Origin of the sequence: Catellatospora paridis, assembly GCF_009720365.1 — a bacterium.
In the GTDB taxonomy this organism is placed as follows: domain Bacteria; phylum Actinomycetota; class Actinomycetes; order Mycobacteriales; family Micromonosporaceae; genus Catellatospora; species Catellatospora paridis.
In genome coordinates this window covers 117,014-135,958 of the sequence record NZ_ML769312.1, presented here as the reverse complement: position 1 = coordinate 135,958, position 18,945 = coordinate 117,014, and the positions used below count along the sequence as shown (strand labels likewise).

Sequence of the window (18,945 nt, the reverse complement as noted above, 5' to 3'; positions counted from 1 at the left end):
GGGTCGGTGGCAGGCAGAGCCCGCCGGACCTCATCCCGATGCACCGGCACCGGCCGGGGTTCGCTCCCCCCGCCGGGTTTCCGGCCGACCCCCCGGTGACCGTGCTCACACCGTCGCCGCGATGCCTGCGGCCTGCGAGTGGTGCTTGCCCACCGATCGCTGCCGTGAGGCCAGCATCAACGACATGCCGATCGCGTACCCGGAGGTCCAGCGCGACGGGCAGCGGCGTCAAAGTGTGCGGGAGAGCCGGTCGGCCAGGCGACGGGTGAACCCGGCCGGGTCGTCGAGCTCGCCGCCCTCGGCGAGCACCGCCATCGCGTACAGCAGTTCGGCGGTCTCGGCCAGCGTGTCGTCGTCGCCGCGCTCGGCCTGCGCGGCGCGCAGCTTGTCCACCAGCGGATGCTGCGGGTTCAGCTCCAGGATGCGCTTGGCCTTGGGCAGATCCTGGCCCATCGCCCGGTAGAGCTTCTCCAGTGCCGGCGGCGCGTCAAACGCGTCGGAGACCAGGCACGCCGCCGACGTGGTCAGGCGGGTGCTGAGCCGCACCTGCTTGACCTTCTCCCCCAGCCGGGTGCCCATCCAGTCCAGCAGCCCCGCGTAGTCGCCGGTGTGCGGCGCCTGGTCCGACGGCGTCTTCAGGCCCACCTCGCCGCGGCTGGCCGAAGCGAACGTCTTGCCGTCGTAGTCGCCGACCATCTCGACCCACATCGCGTCGACCGGGTCGTGCAGCAGCAGCACCTCGACGCCGTTGGCCGTGAACGCCTCCAGGTGCGGCGAGTTCTCCAGGGTGGCGCGCTGCTCCCCGACCAGGTAGAAGATCTCCGTCTGGTCGGGTTTCATGCGCTCGACGTACTCCCGCAGCGTGGTCGGCCGGGCCGGGTCGTGGGTCGAGGCCAGCTGCACGACGTCGAGGATCACGGCCCGGTTGTCGGGGTCGTTGACCAGGCCTTCCTTGACGGCCTGGCCGAATTCGCGCCAGAAGCCCGTGTAGCGCTCGGGGTCCTTGGCGAGCATGTCCTTGAGGGTGCCGAGGACCTTCTTGACGAGGCGGCGGTGGATCGTCTGGATCTGCCGGTCCTGCTGGAGGATCTCGCGGGACACGTTGAGCGACAGGTCGGCGGAGTCGACGACGCCCTTGACGAAGCGCAGGTACTCCGGCAGCAGCGCCTGGCAGTCGTCCATGATGAACACGCGTTTGATGTAGAGCTGCACGCCGCGGCGGGCGTCGCGGCTGAACAGGTCGTACGGCGCGCGGGCGGGCAGGAAAAGCAGTGCGTCGAACTCCAGGGCGCCTTCGGCGCGCAGGTGGATGGTCTCCAGCGGGTCCGTCCAGTCGTGGCTGACGTGCCGGTAGAACTCGGTGTACTCGTCGGGCTTGATGTCGGCGGCGGGCCGCGACCACAGGGCCTTCATCGAATTGAGCGTGGCGGGCTGATCGGTGTCGGGTTCGCTCATCCGGATCGGCCAGGCGATGAAGTCGGAGTAGCGCTTGACGATGCGCCGCAGCACGGCCGGGTCGGTGTAGTCGTATAGCTGGTCGTCCTCGTCGGCCGGCTTGAGGTGCAGGGTGACGGAGGTGCCCGGGGCGGCGTCGGTGACGGTGGAGATCTCGTAGGTGCCGGTGCCGGTGGACTCCCAGCGGGTGGCCTCGCTCTCCCCGGCACGACGGGTGATCATGACGACCCGGTCGGCGACCATGAAACTGGAGTAGAACCCGATGCCGAACTTGCCGATGAGTTCTGCGGTGCCGTCCTGCTTGGCCTGCTGCCAGCGGCTGACGAACTCCGCCGTGCCGGACCGGGCGATGGTGCCGATCAGTTCGATCACCTGGTCACGGGTCATGCCGATGCCGTTGTCACGCACGGTCAGGGTGCGCTGGGCGGGGTCGGCGGCGAGCTCGATGCGCAGGTCACTGGTGTCGGCGTCCAGCTCCTTGTCCATCAGCGACTGCAGCCGCAGCTTGTCCAGAGCGTCGGAGGCGTTGGAGACCAGCTCCCGCAGGAACACGTCCTTGTTCGCGTAGACGGAATGGATCATCAGCTGGAGCAGCTGCTGAGCCTCCGCCTGGAACTCGAACGTCTCGACCTGACCCACCGGCGTCCCCTCTCCGCGTCAGCACTGTCCGTGCTGGAGTGCCAACGCAGATTTAGCATCAAGGCTCCGGCCGGGGCAACTCGGCGGGCCGGGCACGCCGTTCGGGCCGGGTCCAGGGCGTGCCGGATTGCCGTGGCGAACGCGCGGCGGCTATTGGACGTTGCGGATCGTGCCGCCGTCCACGCGCAGCGTCGCGCCGCTGATGTAGCCCGCCAGCGGGCTGGCCAGGTACGCCACTGCCGAGGCGATCTCCTCCGGGCGCCCGAAGCGACCGGTGTCGTTGGGCACCCAGTCGGCTGCCGCCGCTCGCTCGATCTCGTCGAGGTTGTCGCCCCAGCCGTGCGACGGGGCCAGCCGCAGCAGCAGGTCCCGAACGGTGTCGACCATGATCGCGCCGGGTGCGACGACGTTGGACGTCACGCCGCTGCCGGCCAGCTCGCGGGCCAGGGAGACGGCGAGGTTGTGCCGTGCGGCCAGGGTCGCCGTGTAGTGCGGCTGGTCGGCTGTCGGCTGCGCCGCCAGGCCGCCGCCGATCTGGATCACCCGGCCCCAGCCGCGCTCGCGCATGCCGGGCGTCAGGTGCTGGATCATGCGTACGCCCGAGATGACGTTCACCTCATACAGGCGCGCCCACTCGGCGGGCGTGGCCTGCGCCCAGCCGATCGGGTCGTAGGCGCCCACGTTGTTGACCAGGATGTCGATCGGCCCACCCGACTGCGCCGCGGCGGCCACGGTCACGGCGCCCGCGTCTGTGGCCAGATCGCCGATGGCGACGTCGACCTGTCCCCCTGCGCCGCGGATGGCGTCGGCGACCTTGGCCGCGCGCTGCTCGTCACGGCCGTGGACGACGACCGCGGCGCCTTCGGCCGAAAGCCGACGGGCGATGGCCTCTCCCAGCCCGGCGGTGCTTCCGGTGACCAGTGCCCGCTTGCCTGCCAGTTGCAGATCCATGATTCCCCCATGCGGTGTGCCGGATCAGATGTCTACGACTGTAGACGCGCCTGACCTGCATTGTCTACACTCGTAGACATGATGGTGACGCAACAGCCACGCCGCCGAGACGCCACGGCCACCCGTGAGGCGATCCTCAACTCCGCAGTCGAGGCGTTCACCCGCGCCGGATACGACGGCGCAGGCGTACGGGAGGTCGCCGCCGCCGCCGGAGTCACCGCGATGCTGGTCAACCGATATTTCGGCTCCAAGGAACAGCTGTTCGCCGAGGTCGTGGACCGGTCCTTCGCACCGCCCACCATCGTGGGTTCGCAACCCGCGGCAGTCGCGGCACGCATCGCCGAGGCTCTCGTCGCCCGCACCGACCCCGCCGCTGAGCAGCTGAGCCCGTTCCTGCTGATGCTGCGTTCGGCGAGCAACCCGCGCGCCGCCGCGATCATGCGCGACGCGATCTCCAGGCACGTCGGCACGCGCCTGACCGACCTGCTCGACGGAGCCGACACCGAGCAGCGAGCCGAACTGATACTGGCGCTGATCTCGGGCGTATGGCTCATGCGCGGCATCATCGCCACTCCGGCACTCACCAGTGCCGACCCCGCACGGCTGACCGAACACCTGGCCGGAGCGCTCCGGGCGCTCAGCGACACCGGGCCCACCCCCGCGAGCAGCTGACCCGCCGGCGAACGGTCGTCCGTGCCGGCAGCCGGACCTGCACCGGGCCCCGAGGCGGCACCAGCACGCACGCGCTGCCATCCGCCTCAGGTGGACGCGCGGGCGGCTTCGGCCGATCGGGCGAAAACCGATCGGCTACGGCGTGTGTCCTTGGCTGCGGGCGACGTGCCAGGCACTCTGTAGCCCGTGCTCAGCCGGACCACGCGCTGAGGTCATCCCTGGGGAGTTGGTCATGGACCTGGTACAGGATTACGTGCGCCGGTATCTGGTCGCACAGCGCGAGGCGGACCTCAGTCTGGCGGAGGCCGCCGACAAGCTCAGAGCCGACGGGCACCGGATCATCGACGGCGGGCAGACCAGCCAGACCACGTGGAAGTACACCGACTGGCACACCGGGGAGGTCATCGCGAGCGGCGACACCGGCATGAGCGACGACGAGGTGCTGGAGGCCCTGGACCCCGACGGCACCTTCATCCACATCGACAACCTCGCGCAGCAGCGGGCCCGGCCCGACAACCCGGGCATCCCGCACAGCCTGGCCGGCGCATTGGAGGACTGGGTCGACCTGCTGACCACGCCGGACGAGGACATCGCCCGGTTCGTGGGGTGGCCGGTGGCGGACGTCGCCGCCGCCAGGTAGAGCAGAGCCGGCGGGGCCGATCCCATGATCGGGACCGGCCCCACGCAGCGCTTCTTGGCCGTGCCCGGCCGGCGGGGCGGCCGAATGCACGCAACAGGCGCGGTCAGGCGCGGGTGATCCGCACCGCGTCGGCGATCACGTACCCGGTGCCCGCGGTCCACCGGCTGACGCCGACGACGTTGGCGTCACCCGCGGCCAGCGGGAACACCCCGAGGGTGACCCATCGGCCACCGTTGACGCGCTGGTTCACCCGGACCGTCTGGTTGCCGCTGGTGGTGGCCACGATGTACGGCGTCGAGTCGTTGTAGCCGGCATTGGCCGGATACCACACGGACACCTCGTAGTCCGCGGCTTGCGGAATGTTCACTTTGTACCAGGCGGAGTCGCTGGCCAGCACCGGATCCGCGAACCGGTAGTCGGCGCCGTAGCGCTGCTCCGAATAGGTCGAGGTGCCCCAGTTGGCGCTCGCCGAGAACCGGCCCGCGGTCGTGTTGTCCACGATCGTGCTCCAGGCCTGCGCCGTGGAGACGAACCCGATGCCGTTGGGCACCGGGCGCTGCGCGCCGTCGGACGGGGTGTTGCGCACCGATACCGAGGTGGCGCCAGGCATGCGTGCCACCAGGGTGCTCGAACCGCCGCCGTCGAGGTTGATCGCGTCGTCGGCGCCCAGGGACTTCATGTAGTTCGCCAGCTCCACATACGTCATGCCGACGCTCGCGGTGGCCCGGCCGTCCACCACCACCAGCCACATCTTCAGCCCGTCGGCGGAGAAGCCGACCGCGGTGCGGGGGTTCTTGGGATGTGCGACGGTGGTGGCCACGCCGTCCTTGACCAGCACCAGGTTTCCGCCGATCGCGACCTGCGCGCCGTCGCCGCCGCGGGGGGCGTAGGCCACCGTGACGGCGTCGCCGACCACGAGTGCGGCGAGGGCGTCGGCTCCGGTGTTCACGCCGAGCACGGCGACGGTTCCGTTGGCCACCTTGCCACCCGGGGTGGTGCTCACCTTGGTCACCTTGCCCGCGGTGACCTCGATCTCGCGGGAGCGGGTCGCTCCGTCGAGGACCTGGCTGCGCGGCTGGTCACCCCAGAGCGGGTTGTAGACGCCGACGCCGTTCGCCGCGATGTTCGGCGAGTTGAGGTTCGTGGCGGTGATCCTGGCGCCGCCGGGCAGGGTGACTGTCGCGTCGAGGAAGATCTCGGCCAGGCCGCCGCGGGTGGCGGCCCCAGCGGGGTAGAGCGCTGCCACGCTGTTCCAGCCCGAAGCCGGGCCGTTGACGAGTGTGCCGTTGTCGAGGCCGATGCCGCGCGGTGCCCCGGTCGCGCCGATGTCGAAGAAGTCGCCGTTGACCGCGGCTACCGCCCCGACGCGGTTGGCCTGCGTGGTCAGGGCGGCCGTCGCGCCGACGGTGCCGGGGTTGAGGTATCGGGGTTTGAGCGTCGGTTCGGCGAGGTCGGCGGTCAGGATGTTGACCTGGTTCGGACCGCTGATCGAGGTGCTCGTCAGGGTCAGGCCGGGCGCGAGGGAGGTGACGGCAAGGGTTCCGGCGCCAGTCGCCGGGGCGAAGGTGTACGAGGTGGTGGCAGTGGCGAGGGCGGGGGTGGGCAGCGCACCGGCACCGGTGAGGGTGAGCAGTGCGGAGAGCAGGACGGCAACGGCTGGTCGGCGCATGACGTCTCCCGGTCGGAGGGGTCGATGTGGCGGGCATCGTGCTTGGCCTGGGAGCTGTCGGTTTCTTCGGCAGCGGAGATCGCGCGCCATGGGGTGCCCCCGGGCGGATCGAGCGAAGCTATTCAACCAAAGTAGATCCTAAATGGAAAGATATCTACATCGACTGGCATCGCACGTTCACGTCCCGGCGCTCAGGCTGCCCACCGACTACCGTCAGCATCGGTTCGATTCGCAGACCAGCGGAGGTTCACATGCCCGGATCAGTGTCGATGCTCTACATGGCGATGTCGCTCGACGGGTACATCGCGGGTCCGCACGACGGGCCGGACAACCCCGGAGGTGACGGCTTCATGCGGCTGCATGACTGGTTCGTCGACGCGAACGGCGAGTTCGTCCGTCCCTCCGGGCCGGGCGGGGAATTGTTCGACGAGTTGGAGACATTCGGCGCGGTGCTGGCGGGCCGGCGCACCGTGGAACAGGTCGACCACTGGGGCGGTGACCATCACGGGGCCCCCATCTTCGTGCCCAGCCATCGGCCGCCCGGACCGTCGGTCGCCAACTATCCCCTGGTCACGTATGTAGCAGAGGGGATCGCCAGCGCGATGGCACAGGCGAAGGCCGCCGCGGGCGACCGCTTCGTGCTGGTGCACGGCGCCTACACCGCGCAACGGGCGTTGGCGGTCGGAGTGCTGGACGAGTTGCAGATCAGCCAGATACCGGTGCTGTTCGGTGGCGGCCGCCGCCTGTTCGAACTGCTGCCCTCGCGCATCGAGCTGGAGATCGTCCGGGTCGTCGACACGCCCCAGGCAACACACATTCACTACCGCGTCCAGCGCTGATTCGCGCAGGGCGTCGGCGAGCGCGCCGGGGTCGAACGGTGGAGGCCGCCCTGCTGCGCTTGGTGCCGTCTCAGCCGATACGGGCCTGGAAGCGGATCAGGTCCGCGAGAGGCTTGCCCAGGACGGGGACGGCAAGGGCGAACAGCGTGTCGAGCTCCGGCACGAGTTGCGGGTCGGCGGGGCGTAGCCGGCCGTGGCCGGGCCAGGTCCGCACCTCGTGCTCGGCGAGCCCGCGCAGCCGCTGGTCGGCGTCGTGCAGCAGCCGCAGCGATACCACCAGGCGGGTCCACGGGTCGCGGGCTGCGCAGATCCGGAACGCGGCCATCCGCACCGTGTCCGGCTGTTCTGGTCGCAGCAGCGCTTCCAGCTCGTCCATGCCGACTTCGGTGGCGCGTTCGCTGAGCGCGGCTGCGGCGTGCCGGACCACTGCCGGGGCCGGGTCGGTCAGCCGCGCGGCCAGCGCGTCGACCGGTCCGGTGCCGAGGCGGCGCAGTGCGCGTACGGCGGCGACGCGGCCGGGCGTGTTCGGGTGGGTGAGCCATGGCGTGATCAGGGCGCTGTCGGCGGCGGTGCCGGTCTCGCCGAGTCCCGCGACGACACCCGGTGCCGGCAGCTCGGCGGCGATGAGCCGGCGGTAGTGGTCGACGGGGTCGGCGCCGCGGCGGCGGACCGCCGCGTGGGCGATCTCGCGTACCAGCGGGTGCCGGTCGGACAGTGCCGCGTCCGCGTCGAACTCCCCCACCCGGGAAAGTCGCCTGATCGCCTCCGCGCGAATGCTGGCGGTGCGGCTGGCCCGCAGCGTCCGCAGCACGGTCAGGTCGGTGTCGGCGTCCATGGCCGCGTCGGCGCAGATGCGCCGCACCCCGAGGTCGCGGTCGGCGTGCGCCGCGGCGAGCAGCTGCGGCACACCGATGCGGCCGTCGGCGATGGCGATGCGGTAGGCGGCCTGGCGAAGCCGCGGGTGCGAGGTGGCCAGCAGCGCCGACAGCCCGTGGTCGGGCAGCCGGGGTATTAGCTGTTCGATCTGTTGCATCAGCCAGCCGCCGTGTTTGCGGGCGTGCAGGGTGAGCGCGAGGTCGGCGGACAGCAGCAGCCGTGCGGTGTCCAGTTCATTGGTGAGCTGGGGGCTGAGCGCGGCACGGGCGGCCTCGCGTACCGGGTGCGCCCAGTCGGCGCTGCGCAGGGCGAGCACGGCGGTCGCGGCCGGATGGCTGTGTTCGGCGAGGCGGCTCGTGGCGGCCTCACGCAGCCGCCCGTTGTGGTGGCAGCCGGCGGCGACGAGGGTCACCAGGTCTGCGTTGTCGTCGGCGAGCGCGAGCGCGGCCTGCTGCGACCAGCGCGGCACCCACCAGGACTTCTCGCGCAGCGCGTCGTCGAACCGTGCCCACCAGCCGCCTGATGCGCCCGCGAGTGCCTGCAGCGCCGTCGAGCGCAGGTCGTCGTCACCGTCGCGGGCGGCGCGGTAGAAGCCGATCGCGACACCACCGGGGTCAGCGTGCGGGTCACCGAGCGACTGTGCCAGCTGCGCCGGATCGGCGGGCGACGGCAGGTAGTCCGGATCCGGGAGGGAGCCCGCGGGCGGGGGTGGCTCCAGCAGCCAGCGTCGGAGCCGTGCACCGATCGTCATCGCGTACCCCCGTGTGCGCCGCCCCGGCTGGCCCGCGGTGACGTGCGCATATTCTGCGGACGACGTGAGGTGGCGCGCCAGCCGGTTTTCGCCCGACGTGATCCAGCCGGCTGCCACCACGACCGCAGCCGGCTGCTCAACTGTGCCGCGGGCCGCGAACTGCTCGTCTGTGCCCGCCCCGCCGCATCGCAGCGGGGCGGGATCGCCGCGCCTGCGGGCTCTCACCAGTTCTTGTATGTGACCTCGCCGAGGTTGCAGAAGGTGCAGTCGGACCTCAGGAAGTTCTCCGTGCGGCGGAACTCCTCGTCGGCCAGGTGCCACCGCAGCCAGGCGGTGATGATGTGCTGGGCGTTGCGGGTAGCCATGATGTGGTCGGTGTCGTCGAGGATGTTGAACCACACCGGCACACGGGTGTTGGTGTAGTCGCGTTCGACGTTCGAGGTGGCGAAGTCTGCGTCGCCGCCGATGTAGAGGGCCGGGTTGCGCAGATTGCTGGGACCGTTACCGTCGAAGGAGCCGCCGGCCACGTGGACCGTGGTCTTCAGCCGAGGATCGTTGGCCACGTCGAATGTCCCGATCGAGCCACGGGAGTGGCCGCCGAAGGCGACCTCGGTGAGATCGAGATCTTGATACAGCGGACTGCCCGACCTGACGTTCTCGTCCTCCAGCCAGTCGAGAGCCTCGACCATGTAGTCGCCGCTGCTGGACGAGACCTCGCTGTAGACGACGAATCCGTGCGAGGCCCACTGGCGCAGCATGTCCTCGTAGGCGGCCGGGTCGGACCCCGCACCCGGGCCCCAGATGAAGACCGGGTGGTCCACGCCGTTCTGGCCGGCGTTGGTCGGGTACACCAGCCACCCGTCGTTCCCGGGTCCGGCGGTCTGGTCGATGGTCACCGCGTACGGTCCGGGTCTCGTCACGTCGCTCACCGGGGGCAGTGAGCCGCCAGGTGAGGCGGTCGGTGATCCGGTCGGGCTCGGCCCGACGTTGTCACCTTGGACGAGCACGTTGTCGACGGTCAGCGTCTCCAGGATGCTGCTCGCGTCCAGCGAGAACCGCAGCCGCAGGTCGCGGCCGTTGACCGAGGCGGGCAGGGTGAACGTCGCCGCGCCGGTGGCGGTGCGGGCGGTTTCCAGGGTGGTGAACGGACCGCCGCCGACCGAGTAACCCACGGTGAAGCTCTCGCCGAGGTCGAGTCCGGACGCCGTCCGGATGTACGACACCGTCACGTTGCCGTATCCGGTCAGGCTGACAGGCGCTGACGTCATGGACGGGTCGGAGAGCAGCGACGCGGCCAACCGGGCGGCGCCCGCGCTGTTCGTGACGGAGCCGGACGTGGTGAAGGTGCCGAGACCGCTGGTGAAGGTCTCACTGTAGATCGAGGTCGCGGCGGAGGCGGGCGGCATGGCGGCGAAGACGGTGCCCAGGGCGATGAAACTGACGGACATTGCACCGAGTGCTCGGAATCGGCTGCTGGTGCGAGTCATGTCGAGATCCCTTCTGAGATGCTGTTCGACTGAGCCTTAATCGGCAGGCGTCGATTCCAGCAGAAACCTCCGATGCGGGAATCAGCAGAATCACCAGTTGAGCAGCTGGGCGCTGAGCTGGCTCCGTAGCCTTCAACCGACCCTGGGCTTGTGTCTGGTTTCATCCCGTGTCGTGCTGGCACAGCACGCGGCAGGTCGTGAGGATGTGAGCATGAGTTCGTCGCAGCCCGTCGTCGACCCCGGGTCCGAGCCGGACACGACCGCGGGCGGGCCGGTGAATACTGCCGGCGCGCAGTCCGGGCTCCCATCGCCGGACGCCCTCGAGTCTTCTCCGGATCACCGCTACCTGCTCGACAACGCCCGGGTCGAGGCGGGCGAGCGGTTCACCTGGCTGGCCGAGCTGTTCGACGGTGTCACGCGCGGGCACTTCGACCGGCTCGGCGTGAAGGCGGGCTGGCGCTGCTGGGAAGTCGGCGCCGGAGGCCCCAGCATTCCCGAGGCACTGTCCACGGCCGTCGGACCAACCGGTCACGTGCTGGCCACGGACATCAATCCGGCCTGGTTGGACCCGCACAGCGGGTACGAGGTGCGCCGGCACGACGTCGTCGGGGACCCGCCGCCGCAGCCGGGCTCGTTCGACCTGGTACACGCGCGGCTCGTGCTCGTTCACGTGCCCGACCGTGCCCGGGCGTTGGCGACGATGGTGGCGGCGTTGCGGCCCGGCGGCTGGCTGTTGGTAGAGGATGCCGACACCGAGCTGCAGCCGCTGGCCTGCCTCGATGAGGTCGGCCCGGCGCAGCGGCGCGCCAACCGGCTGCGGCGCGCGGTCCGGGAGTTGATGACCCGCCGCGGCGCCGATCTGCGCTTCGGCCGCACGCTGCCGCGGGCGTTGCGTGCGGCGGGCCTGGTCGATGTCACGGCGGCCGGCTGCTTCCCGGTCGGCGGGGTGGCCTGCGACCGGCTGGAGACCGCGACGGTGCGCATGGTCCGCGCCGAGTTGCTCGCCGCGGGGCTGGCCGACGACGCCGAGATCGACGGGCACCTGACCGCCGTCGATGCCGGCGAGCTCGACCTCACGCTCGCGCCGCTGATCTCGGCATGGGGACGCCGCCCGGGCTGATCGAGTTGCGCGGCCGGGGTGACACCAGGACCGCGACATCGGGTACGGGTACCGGCCCGGTCACGCTGCCGACGCCGAGGTCGGCCTAACGGACCGCGGCGTCCGCCGATCATCGGATCATCGCCGGTCACTGGTCTGGCTAAACTCATCGCTGCCGACCGATTCGGACTTCAGGGCGTACACCGGATCGGCTGCGAGCGCGTCCAGAGCCCTTCTCGTACCGGATTCGGCTGGCCAGGTGTGGCACGGATGGCGCGAGACGACCGCGGACAGGACCTGGGAGGTGGCGTGCGAGTCGGCGACGTGATGACGGCGTTCCCGGCGTACATCCGGCTCGGTGCGACCATCCGGCGGGCGGCTGAGGTGGTCAGCGTCTCGGAGGTCGGCCAGCTGATGGTGCTGGACCACGAAGGCCGGTTCGTCGGCTCACTGTCGGAAGAGGACCTGGTGCGGGCGATGCTGCCCGGCTTCGATGACGTCACCGCCGGCGGTGGCACGCTCGCCGACGCGTTCCGGATCTTCCTGGAGCGGGGCCGCACCCTCGCCGACCGGCCCGTCGACCCCCTCGTCGTACGCGACGCGGCGACCGTCCGCTCGACCGACGAGCTCGCCCGAGCGGCGATCGTCATGATCGACCGCGGGATCCGGAGGCTTCCCGTCGTCGACGACGGCAAGCTCGTGGGCACCCTGTCGCGCGCCGACCTGTGCCGAGCGGTGATCTACCATTCCTGAGCTCCGGCTGGTCCTGACCGATCGGCACACCCAGGCGACCAGTGAGCAGGTGTGCGCGCTGCCGGTCACCTTCGGCCGTGACAGCGGCGTGGCCGCGGTGGCACTCGACGACCCCGGCATCTCCCGGCGCCACGCACGCCTGGAGCTCATCGACGAATATCTCGTGCTCACCGATCTCGGCAGCACCAACGGCACGTACGTCAACGATCAGCGGCTGACCCGCCGTCAGGCGCTCGTTCCCGGGGATCGGATCCGGATCGGCCGGTACGACCTGGCGTGGATGTTCCTCGACCCGAACGCGACCATGGTCGTCGACGAATCGCACCTGACCGTCCACCGGCCGGAAACCCCGCCCGAGGTCGCCGCACGACGGGTGGTGCAGGCCGCTCAGGCGCACAACCGGCAGGTCGGCCACGAGCTCGACGGGTTCCTGTCGGTCGCGCACGGGTTCCTGCCCGCGCAGCCACCGCTGCTGGCCTTCCCGGACTCGCACCGCGCCTGGGACGAGATGACCGACCGGCTGCCTGAGCTGTTCCGCCGGCTCACGCTGCGCCGGGCGTTCGACGCGATGCCGGTCCTCGACGCCAGACGCGAGGCGCTGCCCGACCGGTACCTGCTGCGTGCCTCGACCCTGCTCGGCGTGTTCGCCCACGCCTACCAGTACATGGCGATCGACCCGCCGGCCGCGCTGCCCGACTCGCTGCTGCGGCCATGGACGACCGTGTCGCGACGGCTGGGCAAGCAGACCCCGGCCGTGTCGTACATCGACCTGTTCTTCTACAACTGGCGCCTGCGCGACCCGTCCGGCCCCCGGGTGCTGGACAACATGGACCTACTCGTGCCGACCTGGAACAACGCCGCCGAGCGGGTGTTCTACCTGGTCACCACCGAATTCGCGATGGGGCTCACCCCCGTGCTGGGCGCCATGCTCGACGCCCAGGAGGCCGTGGTCGCCGACGACCCGGCCGCCCTGGAAGGCGCGCTGCTGGTGATCCTCGACCAGCTGCAGCACGTCACCCAGGCCATCTACCCCCAGATCGATCCCAACCCCCGCGCCCGGCATCCGCTCGACCAGGTGCTGTGGGCAAAGACGGTCGGCACCGCCGGAGTGCCGATCTTCGACGGCGCGCCCAGCCCGAGCGGCACCGCCCAACCGCAGATCCACGCGCTGGACGCGTTCCTCGAGCGCAGGGACTACGGCTCGCTGGTCGGGCAGCAGAGCACCTACCTCGCCGGATACTTCCCACGGCACTGGCAGGAACTCGTCGCGGCGCTACGCGAGGTGTCGGTGCGCCAGTACGTGGAAGACACCCGCAGCAGCGCCCTGCGCGGCGTCTACAACGCCGTGCTCAACGCCTACGTCGGCGACCGCGGCTGGATGGGCCTGCACCGCATCAAGGCGTACGGTTTCCTGGAAGTGGCGTTCAAGGTCGGCCGGCAGGTGACCACCGGCGCCCGGTTCACCGGATTGTTCAAGGACCGGACCTGGGACAAGGTCGACGGGGAACTGGCCGTCGTGCGCGAGGAGCGCCGCCCCCCGGTCGGCGCGCCCGTGGTGTTCGGAACCGCCCGCCGGGGCCGGGTCGTCACCGGCGAGTCCGGCGCCTGGACCTGCCACCTGGACATCGACGTCACCGGCCAGGGCGTGCACCACCTGCCCGGTGACCGGGTCGGCGTGCTGGCCGAGCACGACGACGACCTGGTGCGCCGCACGGTCGCCGCCCTGCAGGCCACCGGCGACGAGCTGGTGCCGCTCACCCCGCGATGGCGGGCGGCGGTGGCGTGCCGGGAGGGCTACGGCGAGGTCGACGTCCTGCCGCTGCGGACGCTGCTGCGCTTCGCCCAGCTCCGGCCGATCGGCCGGGAGGTGGCCAAACGACTGGTGAGACTCACGGCGGTCGGCGCGTGGCAGCGGGTCGTCGACGCCCGCCTGGAGGACCAGTGGGAACTGTGGGACGTGCTGAACCTGCTGTACGCCGGCGGGTATGACGTCACCCGGCTGTGGAAGGCCGACGCGGGCGACAGCGACGCCTTCTGCGCGGTCGTCGCGCCCGAGCCGTTCCGGCTGTACTCGATCGCTTCGGCTCCGCCGCCCGGCGAACCGGCGACCACCCTGAAACTGGTCGTCGCCGGCCTCGACTACACCTCGGCCCGCACGCCGTGGTCGTACCCGCGCAAACGCCAGGGCGCGGCATCGCATTTCCTGCGCCGGGCTGGCCTCGACGGCCGGCAGCGGCTGTCCCTGCAGATCGTGGCCACGCCCCGGTTCCGGCTGCCGGCCGACCCGGCCCGACCCGTCGTCATGTTCGCCGCCGGCTCCGGGATCGCCCCGTTCCTGGGGTTCGTCGCCGCCCGCACCGGCCCGGGCGACAACCGGCTCTACCTGGGCATCCGAACGCCGGACGAATTCGTCGAACACACCGACCTGGATTCGGCGGCAGCCGCGGGCCGGTTGAACCTGTCGGTCGCGTTCTCCCGCGCCGATGCCGCGATCCAGTTCGACGGCCGCCGCCATGTCGTCGGTGCCGGGCAGCGGCGGCGGGTCGACGACGTGATCCGCGCCGAGGCAGACGCACTCTGGGAACTGCTGCGGCCCGAAGCAGACGGCGGCCGCGGCGCATTCGTCTACGTCTGCGGCAGTGCACGCTTCTCCGTCGCCGTACTCCAGGCGCTGACCGGCATCGTGCCCGGCGACGGCCGGGAGTTCCTCCGCCAGCTGGTGGCCGACGGACGCCTCGCCCAGGACGTCTTCACCACCTACCTCGGCCACGCGCAGCAGACCCCCCGCTTCGAGATATCGGACCTGGCGCAGCACGACACCCCCGACACGGGCTACTGGATGGCGATCGGCGGCGCCGTGATCGACGTCAGCGAGTTCATCCACCTGCACATCGGCGGGCCGCATATCGTACGCAACTACGTCGGCATGGACGCGACCGCGGCATACCGCAAAGTGCTGCACCACGCGCACGCCGAGATCGACTCCCAGCTCTCGATGTACCAGATCGGCCACCTGCGCCGGCTGCAGTTCGGCGCCCGCTGGGGCGTGGTGCTCACCGAGCACGGCCTGCACGCGCTGCCCCTGGAAGAACTGTTCCGGACCTGGGTCCGGTTCCTGTACCTGCTGGTCGCCATGAGAAACGCGCTGACCGCCGACTACGGCTTCACCTCCTCGGTCACCACCATGGGCGAAGACCCCCGGGACCTGACGCCCTTCAAAGCGCAGTACGTCATCGAGGGACACCGCCGGTTCCTGGTCAGCTACCTCGACGGGCTCCTGCACGACGACCTGCGCACCCTGTGGCAACACACCGTCGGCTTCTGCGACCCGGAGCGCGACATCCGGCACCTCGACACCGAACTCGCCGCCATGGCCGCCCGGCCGGACGTCACCCTGGTGCGCAACTCCATGACCGCCGTCAAGGAACTGCTGCTGACCGGGGATGACCTGCGCCGGGTCACCGCACTGTGCCGCACGTACGCACACGCCGACGTCCAACTGCTCGGCGACCTGAAAACCGCCGTGCTGCAGGGAATCCGGGCCTTCGAGATCCACGAGGCCGACGTCGTCGAGCAGGCGGGAGGCACGCTGCTCAACGCCATCCGGGACGTGCCCGCCGCGGTATCGGCCTACTACGAGCGCCTGGCCGGGCAGACCCGCGCTCACGGCGTCACCGCCGACGGCGCGGTCGAGGAGGCGATCCCGGTCGACCGGGGGCTGCCCGGTCACGGCGGTCCGCTGCTGCTGGCCGAGCAACCACCGACCGGGCGCTGACGGACCCGCGTCACCGGCGTGCGGTCCTCACGTCCAGCCCCGGTATCGGGGAGCGCCCTCGCTGGTGTAGTTCGCCGGTTCAGGTCGCGTATGGATTGCCGTCACCGAACCGGCGTACGTTGCCGCTCGTGAGAAGACTCGCCACCGCGGCGATCGCGGCCCTGCTCGCGATCGCGGCCACGACCGCCGCCACTCCTGCCGCCGCCGCCCCGCCCGACGACCTGCCCTTCGCCTCCGCCGTCTTCCGCGCGACCCACAACAGCTACTCGGGCAACATCGCCGGGACCAGGGGATCGATCACCGCGCAACTCGACAGCGGCGTGCGGTTCATCGAGTTCGACATCCACGACAACGGCTACGCCACGGCCGGCGACTACGGGGTCGGCCACAACTCGCCCGGTGACCAGGTCGACCACGCCGGCAATCCGGCGTCGAACAACCTGCGACCGTGGCTGCAGACGGTGGCCGCCTGGTCGGCCGCACATCCCGATCACGCACCGCTGCTGGTGATGCTCGACATCAAGGACAACCTCACCGACAACACGTCGTACGCGGCAGGCGACCTCGCCGCGCTGAACAGGGAACTCTCGGACGCGTTCGGGGCACGGCTCGTGCTGTCCAAGGACGTACCCGGCGCCCTCGGCACGATCGGTTCGCTGCGCGGACGGATCATCACGCTGCTGTCCGGCCACGCCGGCACGCGCAGCGCTTACAAGGCCGACTCCGGCGCCAACCCGAGTGTCGCGATCAACGCCAACGGCCAGGTCGTCGAAGTACACGACGCCGGCGGCGCCCTGTGGTACTGGAGCGGAACATACGGCTCCGACGGCCGGGTCACCTGGCTGCGCCACGGCCGCTACGGCTCCGGGACCACGCCCGCGGTCGCGTTGAACGACAGCGGCCTGCTCGTCGAGGTGCACAAGTCCCAGAACGCGAACACCCTGTGGTACCAGGTCGGCCGGTTCACCGCCGACGGCGACATCGCCTGGTCGGCCAGCCGGCAGTACGACTCCGGCGTCCTTCCGTCGATCGCCTTCGTCAGCCCGACCGGCAACGCGCTCAAGGAGATCCACCGCAGCGCGTCGCAGAACCAGAACTGGTTCTGGGACGCCACGCTGGACCCGTCGACCGCCACCGTGGCGTGGAACAGCGCGACCCACGCCATGACGTCCGACCCCCGCTTCACGACCAACGTCTCCACCAGCGGAACCGCGCGGGTGACGGTCAGCACCGGCGCAGACGGCGCGGCCCCGGCCACCACCCTGCGCTACGCGACCGACCGGGTCGGCTCCACCCGCATCCGCCACGAGCAGGTGGCGTTCGACGAGTTCCAGGCCGGCGACAGCGCGCTGCTCGCCGAAGGCGCGATCTTCTACGCGTCCACCGCGTCCAACAAGTCCTTCATCACCTCCAGCCGCAACGCCGGCAAGATCGTGCGCGGCTGGGACTTCGACGCCGCCTCGCTCGCCACGACCCCGCTGGCCAACTACCCGGCCACCGACCTGCCCTACACCACCTGGTACGCCAACCTTCTCACCGCCGCCGCAGCCGTCCAGTAGCCCGGCACCGCCGGACCGCTCGGACACCGTCCGTGGTGGCAGGTGTCCGGCGGGTGCGAAGACCGGACCGGACCGGACTGGCGCTTACATCGGCGTTCATCTATTAGTGCACCGGGCCCTGGCCGGCGGTTGGCTCCGCCGGCCAGGGCCGCCCCACAATGGAGCGCCGGGCCGTCTGCTCTGTTCAGCTGCAGGCGGTGCCGTTGAGGGAGAACCCGGTGGGCGCGGAGCTGTTGCCGGTATGTGTCGCCTGGAACCCGATGGTGGTGGATCCGCCCGGCGGGATGGCGGCGTTGTAGTTGACGTTGGTCGCGGTCACCTGTCCGCTGCTCGGCGAGTAGGTCGCGCTCCAGCCGGAGGTGATGGTCTGCCCGGAGGCGAGGGTGAAGCGCAGCGACCAGCCGTTGACGGCGGTCGAGCCGGTGTTCGTGATGGTGATGTTGTCGGTGAGGCCGTTGTTCCACGGATTGAGGGCGTTGGTCACCCGGCAGCCCCCGCTGCCACCGCCCGGCGGGGTCGACGGGCTCGGCCGCGGGCTGGCGCTGGCCGGCGCGCTCGGGCTGGCCGGCGGGTTACCGCCCTCGCTGACGGTGATGTTGGAGCTTCCGCTGCTCTGGTATCCCTCGGTCGCCATGATCTGGTAGTTGTGGGTGCCCAGCGTGAGGCCGAGCCTCGACCATGCGCTGAAGTGGTTGGCGGTGGTGATGGTGCCGCTGGTCCGATGCTGCTGGCGGACGCTCCAGTACTGGTAGAACGTCGCGGTGCCGATGATCGACGGCTGGTTGACGCGCTGCGTGCGGTAGATGTCGTACGTGGCGCCGTCGGTGGTGACCGAACCCAGCCGGGTCGTGCCCGAGCTCGGGTTGTAGCTGCCGAAGTCCTCGACGACGTAGTACTCGATGAGCGGGTTGGTGGTCCACCCGTACAGCGCCAGGTAGCCGTTGCCGTTGGGACTGAAGCTTCCGGAGTAGTTCACCGTGTGGCTGGAGCCGGGATTCCAGCCCTTGCCGACGACGGTGTTGTTCATGTTGCTCCACTGGACGCTGTACTGGCCGCCCGCGCCCAGGTTCATGGTGACGTTGCCGTTGTCCTTCCAGTACGAGTAGAAGAAGCCGTTGTGAAAGCCGGTGGAGTTCGAGGTGATGGTCCGATCAGCCTCGGCGTGGGCCGTACCGGACAGCACCATCGAGGTGGCGGTCAGCGCGATGGCGCACAGGGCGCCGATCAGCGGCTTGACCCAGTTGCTCCTGTGGAGCAGGGAGTGGGAGGGGTGATCGTTCACGCGAGTGCATCCTTCTCAAAGGGCAGCCGGCGGGCAGGGCTGCGGGACTCGACTCGATGCTGTCGCTGGCCGCCGGGGCGGGCGGCCGTCACGCGGCAGCAGACCATGCCGGGGGACGTGTGGGCGTGGTCCGGTCGACGGCCGGGTGCCAGGTCGTGGCCACGGCCGAGGACCGCCGATCGTCGACGTTCATCGATGACGGCAGTATTGAACCGTCCGACCGGAACTGTCAACAACTTCCGGAAGTTCTGCAGCAATCCGGCACGGCCGCGACTCCACACCATGCGCGAAATCCGTGACGCAAACACGTCACCTACGCCCACAGCCCGCGACAACGCGGAGCGATCATGAAATACCCGACCCACAGCGATCGACACAACACAACAGAAACGTCCGAAAGTTTCGGTCCCGGGGCGTACTGTCCGATCTGGCCGCGACGGAGCGCGTGCTCGCCCGTGTTGCTCCCACAGCGCCCGATTTCTTCACTCGCAGCGACCG

13 protein-coding genes are annotated in these 18,945 nt (G+C 70.3%); 7 read left to right on the top strand and 6 right to left on the bottom strand.

Annotated elements, in window-relative coordinates; genetic code table 11:
- Window positions 1-228 precede the first annotated feature (228 nt).
- Complete coding sequence (htpG, locus tag F9C41_RS00510) at window positions 229-2,094, bottom strand: molecular chaperone HtpG (RefSeq protein ID WP_269058887.1); 1,866 nt, start codon at window positions 2,092-2,094, stop codon at window positions 229-231.
- A 150-nt stretch (window positions 2,095-2,244) separates the two neighbouring features.
- Window positions 2,245-3,045, bottom strand: coding sequence for an SDR family NAD(P)-dependent oxidoreductase (locus F9C41_RS00505; protein WP_155384587.1), 801 nt, complete (start codon window positions 3,043-3,045; stop codon window positions 2,245-2,247).
- Window positions 3,046-3,123: 78 nt separating this feature from the next.
- On the opposite strand from F9C41_RS00505, the gene F9C41_RS00500 reads away from it, so the two are divergent.
- Together F9C41_RS00500 and F9C41_RS00495 are read left to right on the top strand one after the other, a co-directional pair.
- On the top strand, window positions 3,124-3,717 hold the full coding sequence (locus F9C41_RS00500) for a TetR/AcrR family transcriptional regulator (RefSeq protein ID WP_155384586.1): 594 nt from the start codon (window positions 3,124-3,126) through the stop codon (window positions 3,715-3,717).
- A gap of 232 nt (window positions 3,718-3,949) precedes the next feature.
- Window positions 3,950-4,357: a hypothetical protein gene (locus F9C41_RS00495; RefSeq protein WP_155384585.1), complete on the top strand. Its 408-nt coding sequence runs from the start codon at window positions 3,950-3,952 to the stop codon at window positions 4,355-4,357.
- 103 nt (window positions 4,358-4,460) lie between these two features.
- Here F9C41_RS00495 and F9C41_RS00490 read toward each other — a convergent pair whose 3' ends face one another.
- Window positions 4,461-6,026: a golvesin C-terminal-like domain-containing protein gene (locus tag F9C41_RS00490; RefSeq protein WP_155384584.1), complete on the bottom strand. Its 1,566-nt coding sequence runs from the start codon at window positions 6,024-6,026 to the stop codon at window positions 4,461-4,463.
- A 26-nt stretch (window positions 6,027-6,052) separates the two neighbouring features.
- On the opposite strand from F9C41_RS00490, the gene F9C41_RS00485 reads away from it, so the two are divergent.
- Complete coding sequence (locus F9C41_RS00485; protein WP_230689173.1) at window positions 6,053-6,865, top strand: dihydrofolate reductase family protein; 813 nt, start codon at window positions 6,053-6,055, stop codon at window positions 6,863-6,865.
- 70 nt (window positions 6,866-6,935) lie between these two features.
- Here the strand turns inward: F9C41_RS00485 and F9C41_RS00480 are convergent, their stop codons facing one another.
- Both F9C41_RS00480 and F9C41_RS00475 read right to left on the bottom strand, forming a co-directional pair.
- On the bottom strand, window positions 6,936-8,492 hold the full coding sequence (locus tag F9C41_RS00480; protein WP_155384583.1) for a HEAT repeat domain-containing protein: 1,557 nt from the start codon (window positions 8,490-8,492) through the stop codon (window positions 6,936-6,938).
- A gap of 221 nt (window positions 8,493-8,713) precedes the next feature.
- A complete protein-coding gene (locus F9C41_RS00475; protein ID WP_196279559.1) occupies window positions 8,714-9,940 on the bottom strand; it encodes a poly(ethylene terephthalate) hydrolase family protein in 1,227 nt (408 codons plus the stop codon).
- A 250-nt stretch (window positions 9,941-10,190) separates the two neighbouring features.
- Between F9C41_RS00475 and F9C41_RS00470 the strand changes: the two genes are divergently transcribed.
- From F9C41_RS00470 to F9C41_RS00455, 4 genes are all read left to right on the top strand, one after another.
- A complete protein-coding gene (locus F9C41_RS00470; protein WP_230689172.1) occupies window positions 10,191-11,099 on the top strand; it encodes a methyltransferase domain-containing protein in 909 nt (302 codons plus the stop codon).
- Window positions 11,100-11,387: 288 nt separating this feature from the next.
- Complete coding sequence (locus F9C41_RS00465) at window positions 11,388-11,831, top strand: CBS domain-containing protein (protein ID WP_196279558.1); 444 nt, start codon at window positions 11,388-11,390, stop codon at window positions 11,829-11,831.
- A 49-nt stretch (window positions 11,832-11,880) separates the two neighbouring features.
- On the top strand, window positions 11,881-15,606 hold the full coding sequence (locus F9C41_RS00460) for an FHA domain-containing protein (protein ID WP_155384580.1): 3,726 nt from the start codon (window positions 11,881-11,883) through the stop codon (window positions 15,604-15,606).
- Between the two features lie 128 nt (window positions 15,607-15,734).
- Complete coding sequence (locus F9C41_RS00455) at window positions 15,735-17,165, top strand: PI-PLC domain-containing protein (protein WP_155384579.1); 1,431 nt, start codon at window positions 15,735-15,737, stop codon at window positions 17,163-17,165.
- Between the two features lie 184 nt (window positions 17,166-17,349).
- Here F9C41_RS00455 and F9C41_RS00450 read toward each other — a convergent pair whose 3' ends face one another.
- A complete protein-coding gene (locus F9C41_RS00450) occupies window positions 17,350-18,447 on the bottom strand; it encodes a glycoside hydrolase family 11 protein (protein ID WP_407924656.1) in 1,098 nt (365 codons plus the stop codon).
- Window positions 18,448-18,945: the final 498 nt, after the last annotated feature.